Annotated in this window: 16 protein-coding genes; 13 read left to right on the top strand and 3 right to left on the bottom strand. The window is 73.8% G+C overall.

Going from position 1 to position 18250, the window contains the following annotated elements; all coding sequences use genetic code 11:
* Positions 1 to 3: 3 nt before the first annotated feature.
* The 4 genes from ACFI33_RS05240 (at position 4) to ACFI33_RS05225 (ending at position 6022) form a co-directional block, all read left to right on the top strand.
* Complete coding sequence (locus ACFI33_RS05240; protein WP_070709593.1) at positions 4 to 1692, top strand: DUF885 domain-containing protein; 1689 nt, start codon at positions 4 to 6, stop codon at positions 1690 to 1692.
* On the top strand, positions 1689 to 2384 hold the full coding sequence (locus ACFI33_RS05235) for a Maf family protein (RefSeq protein ID WP_145015832.1): 696 nt from the start codon (positions 1689 to 1691) through the stop codon (positions 2382 to 2384). The genes ACFI33_RS05240 and ACFI33_RS05235 overlap by 4 nt, the downstream gene beginning before the upstream one ends.
* Positions 2385 to 2548: 164 nt before the next feature.
* Positions 2549 to 4405, top strand: a complete 1857-nt coding sequence (locus ACFI33_RS05230) for an acetyl/propionyl/methylcrotonyl-CoA carboxylase subunit alpha (RefSeq protein ID WP_070708533.1) — start codon at positions 2549 to 2551, stop codon at positions 4403 to 4405.
* A 171-nt stretch (positions 4406 to 4576) separates the two neighbouring features.
* Positions 4577 to 6022 (top strand): MFS transporter, encoded by a 1446-nt coding sequence (locus ACFI33_RS05225; RefSeq protein ID WP_462623799.1) that lies wholly within the window; start codon positions 4577 to 4579, stop codon positions 6020 to 6022.
* A gap of 103 nt (positions 6023 to 6125) precedes the next feature.
* On the opposite strand, the gene ACFI33_RS05220 is transcribed toward ACFI33_RS05225, so the two are convergent.
* A complete protein-coding gene (locus ACFI33_RS05220) occupies positions 6126 to 7556 on the bottom strand; it encodes an NAD(P)H-quinone dehydrogenase (RefSeq protein WP_462623798.1) in 1431 nt (476 codons plus the stop codon).
* A 73-nt stretch (positions 7557 to 7629) separates the two neighbouring features.
* Between ACFI33_RS05220 and ACFI33_RS05215 the strand changes: the two genes are divergently transcribed.
* From ACFI33_RS05215 to ACFI33_RS05190, 6 genes are all read left to right on the top strand, one after another.
* Positions 7630 to 8475, top strand: a complete 846-nt coding sequence (locus ACFI33_RS05215) for a purine-nucleoside phosphorylase (RefSeq protein WP_002854392.1) — start codon at positions 7630 to 7632, stop codon at positions 8473 to 8475.
* Positions 8475 to 10205, top strand: coding sequence for a phospho-sugar mutase (locus ACFI33_RS05210; RefSeq protein ID WP_462623797.1), 1731 nt, complete (start codon positions 8475 to 8477; stop codon positions 10203 to 10205). The genes ACFI33_RS05215 and ACFI33_RS05210 overlap by 1 nt, the downstream gene beginning before the upstream one ends.
* 20 nt (positions 10206 to 10225) lie before the next feature.
* On the top strand, positions 10226 to 10915 hold the full coding sequence (gene deoC / locus ACFI33_RS05205; RefSeq protein WP_127445932.1) for a deoxyribose-phosphate aldolase: 690 nt from the start codon (positions 10226 to 10228) through the stop codon (positions 10913 to 10915).
* Positions 10916 to 10972: 57 nt separating this feature from the next.
* Complete coding sequence (locus ACFI33_RS05200; protein ID WP_069941670.1) at positions 10973 to 11278, top strand: hypothetical protein; 306 nt, start codon at positions 10973 to 10975, stop codon at positions 11276 to 11278.
* Between the two features lie 78 nt (positions 11279 to 11356).
* Positions 11357 to 12424 (top strand): acyltransferase family protein, encoded by a 1068-nt coding sequence (locus ACFI33_RS05195; protein ID WP_127435584.1) that lies wholly within the window; start codon positions 11357 to 11359, stop codon positions 12422 to 12424.
* Positions 12421 to 13296, top strand: a complete 876-nt coding sequence (locus ACFI33_RS05190) for an arsenate-mycothiol transferase ArsC (RefSeq protein ID WP_336630236.1) — start codon at positions 12421 to 12423, stop codon at positions 13294 to 13296. Before ACFI33_RS05195 ends, ACFI33_RS05190 begins: the two co-directional genes overlap by 4 nt.
* A gap of 10 nt (positions 13297 to 13306) precedes the next feature.
* Here the strand turns inward: ACFI33_RS05190 and ACFI33_RS05185 are convergent, their stop codons facing one another.
* The gene (locus tag ACFI33_RS05185; protein WP_127435221.1) at positions 13307 to 14641 is read right to left on the bottom strand and encodes an O-antigen ligase family protein; all 1335 of its coding nucleotides are present in this window, start codon (positions 14639 to 14641) and stop codon (positions 13307 to 13309) included.
* 126 nt (positions 14642 to 14767) lie between these two features.
* Between ACFI33_RS05185 and ACFI33_RS05180 the strand changes: the two genes are divergently transcribed.
* Positions 14768 to 16159, top strand: coding sequence for a tyrosine-protein kinase domain-containing protein (locus ACFI33_RS05180; RefSeq protein ID WP_127435220.1), 1392 nt, complete (start codon positions 14768 to 14770; stop codon positions 16157 to 16159).
* A 108-nt stretch (positions 16160 to 16267) separates the two neighbouring features.
* Here ACFI33_RS05180 and ACFI33_RS05175 read toward each other — a convergent pair whose 3' ends face one another.
* Complete coding sequence (locus tag ACFI33_RS05175) at positions 16268 to 16828, bottom strand: hypothetical protein (protein ID WP_127435219.1); 561 nt, start codon at positions 16826 to 16828, stop codon at positions 16268 to 16270.
* A gap of 209 nt (positions 16829 to 17037) precedes the next feature.
* On the opposite strand from ACFI33_RS05175, the gene ACFI33_RS05170 reads away from it, so the two are divergent.
* Entirely contained in the window at positions 17038 to 17925 is an 888-nt protein-coding gene (locus ACFI33_RS05170) for a nucleotidyltransferase family protein (protein ID WP_462623796.1), read from the top strand.
* Positions 17915 to 18247 carry a PqqD family protein gene (locus tag ACFI33_RS05165; RefSeq protein ID WP_462623795.1) on the top strand — a complete coding sequence of 111 codons (333 nt, stop codon included), beginning with the start codon at positions 17915 to 17917 and terminating at the stop codon, positions 18245 to 18247. Before ACFI33_RS05170 ends, ACFI33_RS05165 begins: the two co-directional genes overlap by 11 nt.
* Positions 18248 to 18250 lie beyond the last annotated feature (3 nt).

Here is an 18250-nt window from a genome sequence, read left to right as displayed (position 1 = left end):
GGTATGACCCAGCACACCTCCGAGGCCGCCGCCGACGGCGCCCGCACCCCGTCCGCCATCGACGCGCTCGCCGAGCGCTACGTGACCGACCTCCTCGCCCTGCATCCGGACACCGCCACCGAGCTCGGCTTCCCCGGCCGGGAGACCGAGTACACGGACTTCTCCCCCGCCGGCGCCCGCGCCGACGACGAGCTCAACGCCCGCCTGCTCGAGGACTTGGCCGCGCTCGAGCCGCAGGACGAGACGGACCGCGTCACGAAGGCGGCCATGCAGGAGCGCATCGGCCTCGAGCGCGAGATCCACGCGACCGGCCGCACCGAGCTGAACAACATCGCCTCCCCCGCCCAGGGCATCCGCGCGGTCTTCGATCTCATGCCCACGGACACCGCGGAGCAGTGGGGCCACATCGCCGGCCGCCTCGAGAACCTGCCGGCCGCCCTGCGCGGCTACACGGAGTCCCTGCTCGCCTCCCGCGACGCCGGCCACGTGGCCGCGGTGCGCCAGGTGGACATCGTGGTGGAGCAGGCCCGCGCCCACGGCGCCGCGGGCGGGTTCTTCCCGGGCCTGGTCGAGCGGGCCGAGGCAGCCGACGTCGTGGACGACGCCCTGGCCGCCCGCATCCGCTCCGGCGCGGACGCCGCCGCGCAGGCCTACCGCGACTTCGCGGACACGCTCGAGGCCGAGCTGCGCCCGCACGCCCCGGAGGCGGACGGCGTCGGGATCGACTACTACCGGCTGGCCTCCCGCGTCTTCCTCGGCGCCGAGATCGACCTCGAGGAGACCTACCGCTGGGGCCAGGAGGAGCTGGCCCGCATCATCGCCGCGCAGCAGGCGGACGCCGAGCGCATCCGGCCGGGCGCCACGATCGAGGAGGCGCGTGCGATCCTGGACGCGGACCCGGAGCGCACCCTGAAGGGCACCGAGGCCCTGCGCACGTGGATGCAGCGGCTCTCCGACGACGCGGTCGAGGCCATGAAGGAGCACTTCGAGATCCCGGCCCCGATGGACCGGCTCGAATGCATGATCGCCCCCACCCAGGAGGGCGGCATCTACTACACCGGCCCCTCGGACGACTTCTCCCGGCCCGGCCGCATGTGGTGGTCCGTGCCCCCGGGCGAGGACGAGTTCACCACGTGGGCGGAGACCACCACGGTCTACCACGAGGGCGTGCCGGGCCATCACCTGCAGATCGCCACCGCCATGATGAACCGGGAGAACCTCAACCTGTGGCGCCGCAGCTTCTGCTGGACGTCCGGCCACGGCGAGGGCTGGGCGCTGTACGCGGAGAAGCTCATGGAGGAGCTCGGCTTCCTCGACGACCCGGGCGACCACCTCGGCATGCTGGACATGCAGCGCATGCGCGCGGCCCGCGTGGTGTTCGACATCGGCTACCACTGCGGCTTCGACGCCCCCGAGTCCGAGGGCGGCGGCGCGTGGACCCCGGAGAAGGGCTACGCGTTCCTGACCAAGCACCTGAGGATCTCCGAGGGCCAGCGCCGCTTCGAGTTCACGCGGTACCTCGGCTGGCCGGGGCAGGCGCCGGCGTACAAGGTGGGCCAGCGCATCTGGGAGCAGATCCGCGCCGAGCACGAGCAGGCCGAGGGCGCCGACTTCGACCTCAAGGCCTTCCACACGCGGGCCCTGCGCCTGGGCGGCATGGGCCTGGACACCCTGCGGGAGGCGCTCGCGTGATCCCGCACGACGACGGCGCGGCCGGCCCCGGCACGGGCCTGCGGCTGGTGCTCGGCTCGGCCTCCCCCGGCCGGGCGGAGGTCCTGACCCGGGCGCGGGTGCCGTTCCGCGTCGTCGTCTCGGGGGTGGACGAGGCGGCCGTGGGCGCGGCGGCGGGCGACCCGTCGCCGGCGGAGCTGGCGGGCCTGCTGGCGGAGACCAAGGGCCGCGACGTGGCCGCCCGTGTGGCGGCCGCCGGCGTCGAGGCCCCCACGCTCGTGCTCGGCTGCGACTCCGTGTTCGAGTTCGAGGGCCGCGCCCACGGCAAGCCCTACGAGCCCGAGGTCGCCGTCGAGCGCTGGCGCGCCCAGGCCGGCCGGGAGGGCGTGCTGCATTCGGGCCACTGGCTGGGCCTGGTGCTGCCGGAGCCCGGGGCCGGGTCCGGGATGGCCGCGGAGGCGGGCGTGGTGTCCGCCGTCGTGCGCTTCGGCGCCGTCACCGAGGCCGAGATCCAGGCCTACGTGGCCACGGGCGAGCCGCTGCACTGCGCGGGCGCGTTCACGGTGGACGGCGCGGGCGCGGCCCTCGTGGACGGCGTGGACGGGGATCCCAACGCGGTGATCGGGCTGTCCGTGGCGTGGCTGCGGCGGGCCACGGCGGCCCTGGGCCAGGACTTCACCCGCTTGTGGGAACCCTCCAACGCGCAGCGCTGATCCGGCGCGACAGGGCCGCGTGCCTCGGAGGGTTCCGCCACAACGAGTAGGGTGCTGGTCAGAGTCGGCGCCGTCCCGCGCCTTTCGCCCCACCGGGTGAGGGGCACGACCCCGGACGTGGCGCCCGCACCCCCAGCCGTGATCGTCCGAGGAGTCCATCGCCCATGAGCATCGCCGACGCACCGCAGGCCTCGGTCGTCCCGCCCGTCGACCCCGCGGCGGAGCGCCGGTTCTCCCGGGTGCTGATCGCCAACCGCGGCGAGATCGCCGTGCGCATCATCCGGGCCTGCCAGGACGAGGGGCTGACCTCCGTGGCCGTCTACGCCGAGCCGGACCGGGACGCCCTGCACGTGAAGCTCGCGGACGAGGCCGTGGCCCTCGGCGGGGAGACCGCCGCCGACTCCTATCTGGTGATCGGCAAGATCCTCGACGCCGCCGAGCGCGCGGGCGCGGACGCCGTGCACCCCGGCTACGGCTTCCTCTCCGAGAACGCGGACTTCGCGCGCGCCGTGGCCGACGCCGGCCTCGTGTGGATCGGCCCGCCTGCCGAGGCGATCGACCGGCTGGGCGACAAGGTCTCGGCCCGCCAGCTGGCCACCAAGGTCGGCGCCCCGCTGGCGCCGGGCACCACCTCCCCCGTGACCGGCACGGAGGAGGTCGTCGCGTTCGCGGATGAGTTCGGCCTGCCGGTGGCCATCAAGGCGGCCTACGGCGGCGGCGGCCGCGGCATCAAGGTGGCCCGCACGCGCGAGGAGATCCCGGAGTTCTACGAGTCCGCGGTCCGTGAGGCCGTGGCCGCGTTCGGTCGGGGCGAGTGCTTCGTGGAGCGCTTCCTGGACAAGCCGCGCCACGTGGAGACGCAGTGCCTGGCGGACGTGCACGGCGACGTCGTCGTGATCTCCACCCGCGACTGCTCGCTGCAGCGCCGCAACCAGAAGCTCGTGGAGGAGGCCCCGGCGCCGTTCCTCACGGACGAGCAGAACGCCCGCCTCGTGGAGTCCTCCAAGGCGATCCTGCAGGAGGCCGGCTACGTCGGCGCGGGCACGTGCGAGTTCCTCGTGGGCCAGGACGGCACCATCTCCTTCCTCGAGGTGAACACGCGCCTGCAGGTGGAGCACCCGGTCTCCGAGGAGATCACCGGCATCGACCTCGTGCGCGAGCAGTTCCGCCTGGCCCGCGGTGAGGCCCTCGGCTACACGGACCCGCAGCCCCGCGGCCACTCGATCGAGTTCCGCCTCAACGGCGAGGACCCGGGCCGCAACTTCCTGCCCGCCCCCGGCCGGCTCACCACGTTCCGCATGCCCAGCGGCCCGGGCGTGCGCGTGGACTCCGGCGTGGTGGAGGGCGAGACCGTGTCCGGGGCCTTCGACTCCATGGTCGCCAAGCTGATCGTCACCGGTGCGGACCGCCGCCAGGCCCTGCAGCGCGCCGCCCGCGCCCTGCGCGAGGCCGAGATCGTCGGCATGCCCTCGGTGCTGCCCTTCCACCGCGCCGTGGTGCGCGACCCCGCCTTCGCCCCCGAGATCGCCGGCTCGGAGGAGCCGTTCTCGGTGCACACCCGGTGGATCGAGACGGAGTTCGCGAACCGCATCGAGCCGAGCGCCCTCACCCCGGCCGAGCCGGCCCCCCGCGAGGCGCGCCACACCGTGACCGTGGAGGTCAACGGCAAGCGCGTGGACGTCACCCTGCCCACGTGGGGCGAGGCCCTGCACACGATCTCCGGCGCCGCCCAGCGGGCCGGCGCGGGACGACGCCGGCCCCGCGGCAAGCGCGGCGCACCGGTGGCCGCGGCCGTCAGCACGGACGCGCTGACCGCCCCGATGCAGGGCACCGTGGTGAAGGTCGCCGCCGAGAACGGCCAGACCGTGGCCGAGGGCGACCTGATCGTGGTCGTGGAGGCCATGAAGATGGAGCAGCCGCTCGCGGCCCACCGCGCGGGCGTGGTCAGCGGTCTCGACGTCGAGCCGGGCCAGACGGTCACGGCCGGCACGGTGATCGCCACCATCGCCGACGCGGAGTGAGCCGCCGGCGACGACGGCGGGGAGCGCCGGCGTCGTCGACTCGTTCCACATGGTGGACGACGAGGACGTGAGTCTCGCGGATCCGTGCGATGAGGCTTAGCCTGACACGCATCTTCGTCTCACATCGTGGTCGCTCGCGACCCCCTGTGCCCGTCATACCAGGGAGACACCATGTCCCACTCCACCCCGCCCGCGAACCCGGGCGCCCCCACCGCCACCACCGATCTCACGTCGGACGCGGTCGCCGCTGCGGAGGAGGTGCCCCGCTCGCGGGTCATCATCGCCTCGCTCGTGGGCACCTCGATCGAGTTCTACGACTTCTACATCTACGCCACGGCCGCCGTCTCGGTGTTCCCGCTGATCTTCTTCGCGGGCGGCGACGACAACACGGCCCTGCTGGCCTCCATGGCCACCTTCGGCGCGGCGTTCGTCGCCCGGCCGCTGGGCGCCGTCGTCTTCGGCCACCTGGGCGATCGCGTGGGCCGCAAGACCACACTCATCGGTTCGCTGCTGACCATGGGCATCGCGACGTTCCTCATCGGCCTGCTGCCCACGTACTTCCAGATCGGCCTGTGGGCGCCGGCCATGCTGACGCTGCTGCGCTTCTTCCAGGGCCTGGGGCTCGGCGGCGAGTGGTCCGGCGCCGCCCTGCTGGCCACGGAGTACGCCAAGGACGGCAAGCGCGCGCAGGCGGCCATGTGGCCGCAGCTCGGCGCGCCGATCGGCTTCCTGCTGGCCAACGGCCTGTTCCTCGCGCTGGTGCTCGGCTTCGGTCACGACTCCACGAGTCCGGTGCTCGACGGTCCGTTCCTCACGTGGGTGTGGCGCGTGCCGTTCCTGCTCTCGATCGTGATGGTGGCCGTGGGCCTCTACGTCCGCGTCAAGCTCGAGGAGACCCCGGTCTTCCAGCGCGCCCTCGACCGCGACCAGCGCGTGAAGGCGCCGCTGGGCGAGGTGTTCCGGCGCAACTGGTGGGAGCTGATCCTGGGCACCTTCGTCATGTACGCCACCTACGTGCTCTTCTACCTGATGACCACGTGGATCCTCTCCTACGCGATCGGCAAGCCGGCCAACGGCTTCCTGGGCGTCCCCTACGCCGAGTTCCTCGTGCTGCAGCTGATCGGCATCCTGTTCTTCGCCGCGTTCGTGCCGGTCTCCGGCCTGCTGGCGGACCGCTTCGGCCGCCGCCCGACCCTGATCGTGATCTCGGTGCTCATGGTGCTGTTCGGCCTCTCGTTCGGCCTGTGGCTCTCGCCGGAGAACATGGGCGTGGGCGCGGAGCTGAACGTGCCGCTGATGCTGGCGTTCCTGGCCACGGGCATGACGCTCATGGGCCTGACCTTCGGGCCGATGTCCGCGGTGCTGCCCGAGCTGTTCCCCACGAACACGCGCTACACCGGCTCCGGCATCGCGTACAACGTGTCCTCGATCCTCGGCGCGGCGCTGACCCCCTTCATCGCGGCCTGGCTCGTGCAGAAGTTCGACGTCTCCTACGTCGGCTACTACCTGGCCGCGGCCTCGGTGGTCACGCTGATCGCCCTGGCGCTCTCCCCCGAGACCCGCCACACGGACCTCGACACCGTCACCTCGGCCCGGGAGCGCCGCGCCGCACGCTGACCCCGCCCGGGGCCCCGCCCGCACTGTCGAACGTGACATCGGGGGAATGGACGCTTTCGGTCGTGAGATAGGGCCTATCTCACGACCGAAAGTCGTCTCTGGGTCAGATGCGCACGTGCAGGCGGCGGGCCGCCTCCGCGATCGACCCGGACATGGACGGGTACACGGTGAAGGTGTCCGCGAGGTCGTCCACGTGCAGCTTGTGCGTGACCGCGAGCGCGAGCGCGTAGATCAGCTCGGAGGCGCGCGGCGAGACCACCACGCCGCCGATCACGGTGCCGGAGCCCTGACGGGCGAAGATCTTCACGAACCCCTCCTCCGCGCCGGACATCTTGGCGCGAGGGTTGGTGTGGAAGTCCAGGCGCAGCACGTCCGCCTGGTACTGGCCGGAGTCCACCTGCGCCTGCGTGACGCCTACGGTGGCGATCTCCGGCGAGGTGAAGATGTTCGAGGCCAGCAGGTGCGGGCGCAGCGGCTTGAGGGCGTCGCCGAGCAGGTGGGCGACGGCGATGCGCCCCTGCATGGCCGCCACCGAGGCGAGGGCGAGCTTGCCCGTGCAGTCGCCCGCCGCGTAGATGCTCGGCACGGACGTGCGGGAGACGCCGTCCACGATCACGTGGCCGGAGTCGGCCAGCTTCACGCCCACGTCGTCGAGACCGAGGCCCGCCGTGTTCGGCACGCCGCCGACGGCGACGAGGGCGTGGGAGCCCTCGATCGACGGGGTGTCCTCGGCGCCCTCGCCGGAGAGGTGCACGCGCACGCCGGTCTCGGTCCGCTCGACGGCCTCGGCGCGGGAGCGGGCGATCACCCTGAGGCCGTTGTCCTCGAAGACCTTCTCGAGCAGCTCGGCGGCGTCGGCGTCCTCCCCGGGGAGCACGCGGTCACGCGAGGAGACGAGGGTGACCTTGGCGCCGAGGCGGTTGTAGGCCGAGGCGAACTCGGCGCCGGTGACGCCGGAGCCCACGACGATCAGGTGCTCGGGAAGCTCCTTGAGGTTGTAGACCTGCTTCCAGTTGAAGATCCGCTCGCCGTCCGGGACGGCGGTGGGCAGCTCGCGGGGGCTCGCGCCGACGGCCACGAGGATCGCGTCCGAGGTGATGATCTCGGGCTCGGCGCCGGCGTCGGCGTCGTCGAGGGCGCGGACGGACACCTCGTGGGGGCCGACGACGCGGCCCACGCCGTCGATCACCCGGACGCCGACCCGCTCGAGGCCCGCGCGGATGTCCGAGGACTGCTCGTGGGCCAGGTTCAGGATGCGGTGGCCGACCCGGCCCATGTCCGCGTGGACCTCGCCCCCGCCGAGATCGACGCCCAGGTCCACGGAGGCGCCCACGCGGCGCATCGAGTCGGCGGCGGCGATCAGCGTCTTGGAGGGGACCACGTCCGTGAGGACGGCCGCGCCGCCCAACCCCTGGCGCTCGACCAGGGTCACGCGGGCGCCCAGCTTCGCGGCCACCATGGCGGCCTCGTAGCCGCCGGGGCCGCCGCCGATGATGGTCAGGGACGGGATGAAGGTGCTGTTTTCCTCGGTCACGGGCTCCATTGTGTCCGCCGCGGACGGGAAAGTCCTAGCCCGCGCCCACGGGACACCGCCTAGACTCCACGACGTGACCGACCAGACCAGCATCCCCTCCCCCGACTCCCCCCTGACCGGCGACCATCCGGGCTTCGCCGAGGCCCGCGCGGCCGCCGACACCATCGCCCGGGCGACGGGCGTGGCGGAGCACCGCGTCGCCGTCGTCCTCGGCTCCGGCTGGGGCGAGGCCGCCGGCCTGATCGGCGACGAGGTCGCCGCCGTGCCGCTGGCCGAGGTGCCCGGCTTCCACGCCCCGAAGGTGCCCGGCCACAACGCGGTGATCCGCTCGGTCCGACTGCCGGACGGCACGCACGCCCTCGTCTTCGGCTCGCGCACGCACTTCTACGAGTCCCGCGACGCCCAGGCCGTGGCGCACACCGTCCGCACCGCCGCCGCCGCCGGGGCGCGCACCGTGGTGCTGACCAACGGCTGCGGCGGCCTGGACCCGGAGATCGCCCCGGGCACCCCCGTCCTGATCGCGGACCACATCAACCTCACCGGCGCCACCCCGCTCGCCGGCGCCACGTTCGTGGACCTGACCGACCTCTACTCCCCGCGGCTGCGCGCGATCGCCCGTGAGGTGGACCCGTCCCTGCGTGAGGGCGTGTACGTCCAGTTCGCCGGCCCGCAGTACGAGACCCCCGCCGAGGTGCGGATGGCGCGCACCCTCGGCGGCGACCTCGTCGGCATGTCCACGGCACTGGACGCGATCGCGGCCCGCCACGCCGGGCTGGAGGTGTTCGGCATCTCGCTGGTGACCAACCTCGGCGCCGGCATCTCGGAGACGCCGCTGTCCCACGCCGAGGTCGTCGAGGCCGGCCAGGCCGCCGGCCCGCGCATCGCGCGCCTGCTCGCGGACATCGTGGGGCGGCTCTGATGCCCGCGCATCCCCCGCACGACGACGTCGCCGCGCTCCCGGAGGACGTCCTCGCCCGGGCCGAGCGGTGGGCGGCGGAGGACCCCGACCCCGCGCACCGGGACACCCTGCGCGCCGAGCTCGACGCGGCCGCCGGCGTCGGCCCGGAGGCCGCGGCCGCCCGGGCGGCCCTCGCCGCCCGCTTCGCCGGGCCGCTCGCCTTCGGCACCGCCGGCCTGCGCGCCGAGGAGGGCCCGGGCGAGTCCCGCATGAACCGGCTCGTGGTGCGCCGCACCGCGGCGGGTCTGGCCGCCCACCTGTGGGACGGCGTCGGACGGGACGCTGCCCCGCCGCTGGCCGTCGTCGGGTACGACGCGCGGCGCGGTTCGGCCTCCTTCGCCGCGGACACGGCCGCCGTCCTGACGGCCGCGGGCGTGCAGACCGTCCTGCTGCCGGAGCCGCTGCCGACGCCGGTGCTCGCCTTCGCGGTGCGCCATCTCAGCGCGGACGCGGGCGTGATGGTCACGGCCAGCCACAACCCGCCCGCGGACAACGGCTACAAGGTCTACCTCGGCGGGCGGCTCACGGACGAGGCGGGCCGGGGGGCGCAGATCGTCTCCCCCGCGGACGCGGAGATCGCCGCCCGCATCGACCACGCGGCGTGGGCCGCAGACATCCCGCTCGCCGACGACGGCTGGACCGTGGCCGGGCCGGACCTGCTGGAGGCCTACCGCGCGGCGGCCCTCGGCGTGCTCGACGACGGCCGGCACGGCCACCGCGACCTGCGCGTGGTCTACACGCCCCTGCACGGGGTGGGCGGCGCCGTGGTCCCGGGCCTGCTCGAGGACGCCGGCTTCGGCCCCGTCCACGTGGTGGCCGAGCAGGCCGCCCCGGACCCGGCCTTCCCCACGGTCGCGTTCCCCAACCCGGAGGAGCCGGGGGCGATGGACCTCGCCCTCGCCCTGGCCGCCGAGGTGGACGCGGACCTGGTGATCGCCAACGACCCCGACGCAGACCGCCTGGCCCTGGCCGCGCCCGTCACCGACGCGGACGGCGTCCGCACGTGGCGGATGCTCTCGGGCGACGCCGTCGGGACGCTGCTGGGCGCGCACGCGATGCCGGCCCTGCACGCGGCCGGCCGCAGCGCCGCGAACTCCGTGGTCTCCTCCCCGCAGCTGGCCGCCCTGGCGGAGGCGAACGGGGTGAGGCACCACGTCACGCTGACCGGCTTCAAGTGGATCTCCCGCGCCCCGGACCTCGGCTTCGGCTATGAGGAGGCCCTCGGCTACTGCGTGGACCCGGACATGGTGCGGGACAAGGACGGCATCACGGCCGCCCTCATGGCCGCGGAGCTGGCCGCCGCCCTCACGGCGCAGGGACGCGGCCTGATGGACGCCCTGGCCGACGTCGACGCGGTCACCGGCGCCATGCCCAGCGCCCAGGTCTCGGTCCGCGTGGCGGACCTGTCCCTGATCGCCCGCACCATGACCGCCCTGCGTCGGCAGGGGCCGGCCACGCTCGCGGGCGAGCCGGTCACCGTGCGCCGGGACCTGGCCGCCGGCGGGGACGGGCTGCCGCCCACGGACGCGCTGCTGTTCGCCACCGACTCCGGCACCCGCGTGCTCGTGCGTCCCTCCGGCACCGAGCCGAAGCTCAAGTGCTACCTCGGCACCCGGGACGCCGACCCGGCCGCGGCCGCCGAGCGGCTCGAGGCGCTGCGGGCCGAGGTGACGGCCCTCGTGGGCGGCTGAGCCTCGGTAGGCTGGTGGGCATGACCGTCTCCCTCACCACCGCCGAGCTGGCGAAGTACATCGACGCGACCGCCCTGAAGGCCGACACCTCGGAGGCGGACGTGCGCCGCCTCGTGGCCGAGTCCCGCGAGGCCGGGGTCAAGAGCGTCTGCATCAACCCCGTGTGGGTGCCGCTGGTGGCCGCCGAGCTCGCGGACTCGGACGTGCTGACCTGCACCGTGATCGGCTTCCCCCTCGGCGCCAACACCTCGGAGGTCAAGGCCTTCGAGGCCCGGCAGGCGATCGACGCCGGCGCGGACGAGGTGGACATGGTCCTCGACGTCGCCGCGGCCCGCGCCGGGGACCGCGCCCGGCTCGTCGCGGACGTCCGCGCCGTGGCCGAGGCCGCCCACGCGGACGGCCCCGCGGGCGATGGCGGGGCGTTGCTCAAGGTGATCGTGGAGACCGCCCTCCTGGACGACGACGCGATCGTCCTGGCCTGCGAGGCCGCGGTCGAGGCCGGGGCGGACTTCGTGAAGACCTCCACGGGCTTCTCCACCGCGGGCGCCACCGTCGAGCACGTCGCGCTGATGCGCCGCACCGTGGGCGAGGACATCGGAGTGAAGGCCTCCGGCGGGGTGCGCACCCGCGAGGACGCCCTGGCGATGATCGAGGCCGGCGCCACCCGGATCGGGGCCAGTTCCGCGCTTGCTATCCTGGGATCCGACTGACTCGCATCACTTCGGCCGGGCGTCTGCCCCGGCCGGACCGCACCGAAGGAGCATCACGTGATCCGCAACGGCAAGGCCATCGACCACTCCAACGTGGGCGGCGTCTGGGGTTCCCTGATCGCCTTCATCGTCGCCTACGGCGCGCTCCTCGGCTGCCTCTACGCCATGGGCTTCTGGTCGCTCGAGTCGGTCTGGATCCCCGGCCTGATCGCGCTGGCCCTGGCCACCGTGGCCTTCATGATCCCCCAGACGTTCCTGGGCCGCAGCGACACCGTGGACACCACCGCCATCCACACCCGTCCCGCCGTCGAGCACGCCGCCACCGGCGCCCACGCCGTCGAGACCGGCGCCGCGCACCGCTGAGCCGTCCCGGAGCCGAGGATCGCTGACACCGGTCGTCCGGCCGCCGCGCGCCGAAGGGCGTCCACCCGCAACACGGGGGTGGACGCCCTTCGGCTTGTCTCCATCGCGGCGGTGGTGCTGGGTCACGCGTACCTGACGGACCTCACCTTCAGCCGGTACCTGGAGATCTGGCGGATGCCGCTGTTCTTCTTCCTCACCGGCTACTTCTGGACGCGCGGCCGCCCCTGGGCCAAGGACGTGCGGGGCCGCTTCCGGAGCCTGATGGTGCCGTACCTGGTGTGGGCGGCGCTCATGTCCGTGGCCGCGTTCGCGTGGTTCGCCGACGACCCCGACCTCCTGCGGCGCCTGATGATCACCGGCTGGTACGGGGGCGCGGACCAGGAGCCCCCGTGGTGGGCGTTCTGGTTCATCTCCGTCCTGTTCTTCACCACGGTGCTGCGCCGATTCCTCGAGCGCTTCCCGTCCGCCGTCGCCTGGGCAGTGGGCCTGGCCGGGCTGGCGTGGGCCCACCTCGTGCCGGACTCCGCGATCGCCCGCACGCCGCTGGGCGTCGGGCTGGCCCTGCCCTGCCTGCTGTTCGTCCTCAGCGGCGAAACGTTCCGTCGCCGCGTCCAGCCGCACGTGCGGCGCCACCGGACGCTCATCGGCGTCGGCCTGGTGCTGCTCGGGATGGTCGCGGTCCGGCTGGGCCTGGAGGCGCCCAACATCAAGTTCGGCGGTTTCGGTACGCCGGTGCTCACCCCCGTCGTGGGCGTCCTGATGTCCGCGGGGATGGTGCTCGTGTTCGGTTCCACGGTGGAGAGACTGCTGCGCTCCTTCGCCCGACGCACCGGGACGGGTCAAGCCCTGCGCCGCGCCATCACCGCCCTGGTCCGGACGGGCACGGTGGTGGTGCTGCTGCACGGCTGGGTGCTGATGTGGGTCACGCGCCACGGCGTGGAGGACAACGCCGCCAAGTTCGCCCTCGCGCTCGCCCTCAGCTGGCTGGCAGGCCTCGCCCTGCTCGCCACCCCCCTGTCCAAGCCGTTCACGGGGGCGCGCCGCCGCTGGCACCCGGTGCACCGCCTGCGACACGTGGAGCCCCCGCACCCCGTCACGTCCGCGCTGCCGCGCGTCACGACCGCCTCGGAGAGGACACACCCATGAGCAGGGATCATCGCCCCCCGATCCGCAATCCGTTCCTGCCGCCGACGCCGGAGGAGCCCGAGGTGCGGGCCCGCGACGGCGGCCACCCGGCGGGTGACGGCGGCGACGCCGACGCCCCGGCGGCCTCCACGGCGCGGGAGGATCGCCTCGCCGAGTTCCGGCTCGGCCCGGCATTCCGCCCCCACCCGGCCGACCCCGCCGCGCCGCGGCAGCATGCGACGCCGGCCGACCGTGCCCCCGGGCCCCTGCCGAGCGCCCGCGTCCTCGTCGTGTGCACGGGCAACATCTGCCGCTCCGCCTACGTGGAGTACGCGCTGCAGGCGCAGCTCAACGCCCTGCTGGGCGACCGGGGCCGCGCGGAGGTCACGAGCGCGGGCACGGAGCCGAACCAGGCGCTGACCGTCCCCGGCCCGCTGCTCGACCTCGCGCCGAGCCGCCGAGTCCGCGCGGCGTTGACGCAGCATCGGCCGCAGCAGCTGACCGGGCGTTCGCTGGCGGGCCAGGACCTCGTCCTGACCGCGACGGACGACCACCTGGACGAGGTGCTGCGCGAGGACCCCGCGGCGGTGCGCCGGACCTTCACGATCCTCGGCATGGGCACCCTCCTGCGCGACCACGGCGAGGAGCTCGCCGCGGCGGTCCCTCCGGGCGCCGGCGTCACCGCGCTCGTGACGGCCCTGGCGGAGCTGCGCTCCCGCCTGATCGCCCACGGGGAGCGACCGGACGCGGATCTGCCGGACCCGTTCCGCGGCCCCGCCGAGGGCTACGCCGCGATGGCGCAGACCGCGCAGCCGATCGTCGAGCTGCTGGCGTGGGAGATCGCCCGGGCCCTCGACGGGGACCTCGTGGAGGAGGAGCCGACGGGCGCCTGACCGGCCGGCGTCAGAGATCGGGGACGGCGTGCCCGCCGGAGGACGGGGCGTGCTGCCCCTGGCGCGCCGCGGCCAGCACCCGACGACGGCGCCGCTCGAGCACCTCGCTCTCGAGCGGGGCGTCCCGCTCGTCGAGCCAGAGGGTCACGCCGGCGGCGACGACGAGCATGCTGGGGATCGTGATGAACACCTCGCCCAGCTGCGTCGCGGAGACGAACACGACGACGGCCGCCGCCTCCACCGCCACGCGCGAGGGGGTGCGCAGCCGGGCGCTGAACAGGCGCAGCCCGAAGAACGCGTACGCGCCGAGGACGGCGAGGAGGAGCACGACGCCGCCCTCGGTGTAGAGGCCCGCGTAGGAGTTGTGGTAGTGCCACGTGGCGCCGCCGAAGTCCACGTACGCCGTGGTGAGGCCCCGGCCGTACCACGGCGTCTCCGCGACGCGCACAGCCGTCTCGGCCTGGATGTTCGAGCGCAGCCAGTCCGTGCCGGTGCGGTCCGCGAAGAAGGCGATGCGGGCCAGGTTCTCCTCGGCGAACGCGACCGCCCAGGCGAGGACCGCCAGCAGGACCAGGCGCAGACCCGCCCCCATCCGCGGCGTCAGCCAGAGCCACAGGACGGCGCAGGCGAAGCCCGCCATGGAGGTGCGGGAGCCCGTGAGGACGACGCACACCGCGGCGGCGACGAGCAGGATCAGCTTCCACCGCCGCGCCCGCACGAGGGCGAGCGCCAGGACCGGCATGGCCGCGTAGTAGAGGCCCGCCACGTTCTTGTCCGCGAGGATGCCGGTCAGGAAACTGCCGTAGGGCGCGGGGACGAGGCCGGCGTAGAAGAGGGGCACGTTCAGGGCCATGGCGGCGCCGAGCCCGACGGCGAGCGAGCGCAGGCTGAGCCGGCCGCCGGCGATGCAGCCGACGAGCCCGACGAGGGCCGCCATCCGCACCCACCGGCGCAGCCATTCCAGGTCCGGAATGCCCTGGGACACGGAGACGATCGCGAGGAACAGCAGCACGGCGGCGGCGAGCACGGCGGTCAGCCCGAGGGCGGAGACATCGCGGCGGGACCGTCGGCACAGCGCCAGGGCCAGCAGCAGGAGCATGCCCGCCTCGTTCAGCGGGAGCGCCACGGGGCCGAGGGGGACGCTGAACGCCTCCATGGCCAGCAGGGCCCCGAGCAGCAGTTCGGGGATGCGCAGGGGCTCGCGCGGGACGGCGGCGTCCTGGTCGGCCGACCACACGGACGTGCCGCGGGCGGCGGCGCGGGCGTGCTTCTCCCGTTCCGTCTGCAGGGCCACGTAGCGGGGGTCGGAGTGCCGCGGTCCGTGCGCGTCGTGCCCCACCGTCATGACCGCTCCTCCGTCGCCCTGCCGGGGCGCGTCTCCGCCCCACGCCCAGCGTAGACGAGTGCGGCAGAACGGGCTGTCCCGCTTGTTAGAGTGAGCTGAGTCGCTGCCCTTCGATCCTGGGATCCCATGAACATCATTGATTTCCTTCGTGTGCTGCGTGCGAACCGCCTGGTGATCCTGGGGTGCGCCGCCCTGGGCCTGGCGGCGGGCCTCGTGTACTCGCTGCTGCAGCCCACGCTGTACACCGCCACCTCGACCGCGTTCGTCACGGTGGAGGGGGAGGCGAGCATCTCCGGCACCGAGACCGCCCAGACCCGCGCCCAGTCCTACATCCCGCTGATCAACAGCCGCACGGTCCGCGAGCGGATCGCGGCCGAGGGCTTGGACACCGCCGGCGCGACCATGAGCGCCGCCCTGGTGCCGAACTCGAACCTCATCACGGTGTCCGCCGTGGCCCCCGATGCGCAGCAGGCCGCCGCGCTGGCCAACGGGGCGCTCGTGGCGACCGCCGACGTGGCGAACGAGCTCGATCCGACGTCCAACGTCAAGGTCACGGCCATGGAGGACGCCCTCGTGCCGGCCACGCCCTCGAGCCCGGACCGCGTCCGCCACCTGCTGTACGGCCTGGGCGCAGGCCTCGTCCTCGGCCTGATCGTCGCGCTCCTGCGGCGGCTGCTGGACGTCAACGTGCGGACGACGACGGACGCCCAGGTGGCGGGCGGGGCGGGCCTGCTCGGCGCCATCCCCCTGGACCCCAGCATGAAGGCGGAACGCACGGCGCCGATGGCGCCCCTCTCCCCCCGCGCGTCGGAGGCGGTGCGTCAGCTGCGGACCAACCTGCGGTTCGCTGCGGTGGACGATCCGCCCCGCACCATCGCGTTCACCAGCTCCAACCCCGGCGAGGGCAAGTCGACGGTGATCGGCAACCTGGCCCTGACCGTGGCGGCCGCCGGCCAGCCGGTGATCCTCATCGACGCCGATCTGCGTCGCCCCCGCCAGGCCCTGCAGTTCGGCGTCGACGGCCGCGTGGGCCTGTCCGAGGTCCTCAACGGGGACGTCGCCCTCCAGGACGTGCTGATCCCCGTGGGCGAGGACGGGCTGCTCCTCCTGCCTGCCGGCCGCACTCCCCCGAACCCGTCCGAACAGCTCGGCTCCGAGCGGATGAAGGACCTGCTCACCGCCCTCGCCGAGACGCACATGGTGCTCGTGGACGCCCCGCCCGTGCTGCCCGTCACGGACTCGACCCTGCTCGCCGCGGCGGTGGACGGCACCGTCCTGGTGATCCGCCACGGCAAGACCCGCAAGGAGCACCTCGAGGTGGCCCGGGACATGCTCGCGGGCGTCAACGCCCGGGTGCTCGGCGTCGTGCTCAACGGCACCCCGGCCTCCGGTGTGGGCTCGGACTACTACGGCGGGGGCTACGGCGCGGACGGCGGCAGCTACGACGTCTACTACCAGGCGCCCCGGGACGCCGCCGAGGCCGCGGCCGGGACCGCGGGTGACGCGTCGCCACGCTGACGGCGCCCGGCCGCAGGGCCAGGTCGTCGCATCGACGGCACGGGCCCGGGGATGCAGAAGGGCCCCGCCTCTGAGGAGGCGGGGCCCTTCGTGGCGGTGCTCAGAAGATCAGCACTTCACCGAGGGCGGGGTGGTCTCGAAGCAGTTGCTGAACTCGACGACACCGTCGTTGCAGAGATCCGCGCCCTCAGGAGCGCTCGTCGGCAGGGCCAGCTGCAGCTTGCCCTTGACGCAGCCGGACTCGTTGGCCGAGTTGCCGGTCTTGTTCACCAGGTAGTAGTAGGTCTTGGACTCGCCCGGCTGCAGGAGCAGCTCGGGGTCCATGGCGGCCAGTCGCCTGCCTCCCTCGCACGGGCTGTCGGTGTAGAGACGCGCCTCACCGTTTCGGGTGGTATGACCGCCGAACACCACGGTCACCGTGCCCGGGTTGACGTACACGGGGGTGGGCGACGTGTTGGTGATGGTGATGGTGAAGCCGTAGGCCTGCTTGATGCCATCGGACTGGCCGCCGCCCTGGTGCTTCACGGCGGTGCCCGTGGTCACGTCGGCACAGCCGGTCGGGGAGGCCGCGGCGAACGGGGCGGCGGCGACGGCGGCGACGGCCGGAACCGTCCAGGCGATGCCGGCGGTCACCTTGCGACGGGAGAGGGTGGAGGTGTTCTTCTGCATGGCTTCACTCGTTTCGAGTCGAGGTGTGGCTTTCGCGCCCGAACGGGGTCACGGGTCACGCGAGTGGACAGAGCCCCGCGACACGATTCATGAGAATCGGCTGTGGAGGTCTCAAAGACAGTGTAGACGGGTCGCCCAGCTCGTCGCCAGCATCCCTGTGCGTCCGTGTGGATGAGGGGCCCTCCTTTCGGTCGGCTAAGCTCGCGGCCATGGGGGAACGTGCGACGGGACAGCGACCGGCCGCCCCGCCGTCCCTGGACCTCGAGATCCGCGTCCGCCTCGCCCACGCCCGCATCGCGCACCTGCTGGGCCGGGCCGACATCCGCGCCCTGCACCTCAAGGGCTACGCCACCGAGCCCGGCGTCTACCCCGACCACCGCCGCAGTTCGGACGTGGACCTGCTGGTCCCTCCGGCCGATGCCGACGCCGTCATCGCACTCCTGGGCTCCCACGGCTGGGAACCGGTCGCCACCTTCTCTCAGGGGTCGATCTTCCAGCACGCGGCCACGCTCTGGCATGACCAGCTGGGGTACGTGGACGTGCATCGGCTCTTCCCCGGCCTCGGCGCGTCCCCCGAGGCGGCCTTCGACGCCCTGTGGAGCGAGCACATCCACCTCGTGATCGCCGGCCGGTCTGTCCCGGTGCCGAGCCCGCGCCATCAGCGGCTCGTCGTGATCGTCCACGCGGCCCGCGACCCGTTCCGCGGTGGCCTCGACGTCCGGCACATCCGGGAGTCCCTCCCCGCCGAGAGCTGGGCCGCCCTGCGCGAGGAAGCCCACCGGCTGGACGCGGGTGCGGCCTGGCACGTCGCCACGGGCGAGGCCGCCGACGGCGTCGACACCCGGCAGCTGACCCTCTTCGCGGCGCTGCACGAGAGCCAGAGCGGTCTTGAGCTGTTCCGCACCCGGTGGCGGTCGGCCGCCACGGTGCGGGAGCGGGCCGCCCTCGTGGCCCGCACGATCCCGGTGAACCGCCCCCATCTGCAGATGCGCCTGGGCCGACCCGTCACCCGCGCAGACCTGTGGCGCGAGCAGCGCGCCCGGCTCGGCGCACTCGCCGGCTGGGCCTGGACGAAGGCGGTGCGCCGTGACCGGTGAGACCACCGAGGGCTGGGCGCTCGCCCCCGACATCGCGTGGGCCCGCACCGCCGGCGGCCAGACCGCCGTCATGACGCTCGAGGCCGGTCAGCCGCTGCTGCTGAGCGCCTCGGGCGACGTGATCTGGGACGTCCTCGTGGGAGGCCGCACCCCGGAGGACGACCTGGTCGCGGATCCGCCGGCGCCGCTGTCGACGACGGAGGTCACGGTCCAGGTGGCGGAGGCGTTCGGCCTCGCCCCCGCCGACGTCGCGGCCGACGTCCACGCCTTCCTCGAGATGCTCGAGGTGCACGGCGTCCTCGTCCGCGTGCAGACGGCCTGACCC

The sequence above is a fragment of the Micrococcus sp. PSi08 genome (assembly GCF_054960655.1).
Note: the sequence above shows the minus strand (reverse complement) of the source record. Positions and strands in the feature narration are given on the sequence as shown.

Coding starts and splice junctions, on each gene's coding strand:
- ACFI33_RS05240 (WP_070709593.1), top strand. CDS start 4: ATGACCCAGCACACCTCCGAGGCCGCCGCCGACGGCGCCCGCACCCCG.
- ACFI33_RS05230 (WP_070708533.1), top strand. CDS start 2,549: ATGAGCATCGCCGACGCACCGCAGGCCTCGGTCGTCCCGCCCGTCGAC.
- ACFI33_RS05225 (WP_462623799.1), top strand. CDS start 4,577: ATGTCCCACTCCACCCCGCCCGCGAACCCGGGCGCCCCCACCGCCACC.
- ACFI33_RS05210 (WP_462623797.1), top strand. CDS start 8,475: ATGCCCGCGCATCCCCCGCACGACGACGTCGCCGCGCTCCCGGAGGAC.
- deoC (WP_127445932.1), top strand. CDS start 10,226: ATGACCGTCTCCCTCACCACCGCCGAGCTGGCGAAGTACATCGACGCG.
- ACFI33_RS05190 (WP_336630236.1), top strand. CDS start 12,421: ATGAGCAGGGATCATCGCCCCCCGATCCGCAATCCGTTCCTGCCGCCG.
- ACFI33_RS05185 (WP_127435221.1), bottom strand. CDS start 14,641: ATGACGGTGGGGCACGACGCGCACGGACCGCGGCACTCCGACCCCCGC.
- ACFI33_RS05180 (WP_127435220.1), top strand. CDS start 14,768: ATGAACATCATTGATTTCCTTCGTGTGCTGCGTGCGAACCGCCTGGTG.
- ACFI33_RS05175 (WP_127435219.1), bottom strand. CDS start 16,828: ATGCAGAAGAACACCTCCACCCTCTCCCGTCGCAAGGTGACCGCCGGC.
- ACFI33_RS05170 (WP_462623796.1), top strand. CDS start 17,038: ATGGGGGAACGTGCGACGGGACAGCGACCGGCCGCCCCGCCGTCCCTG.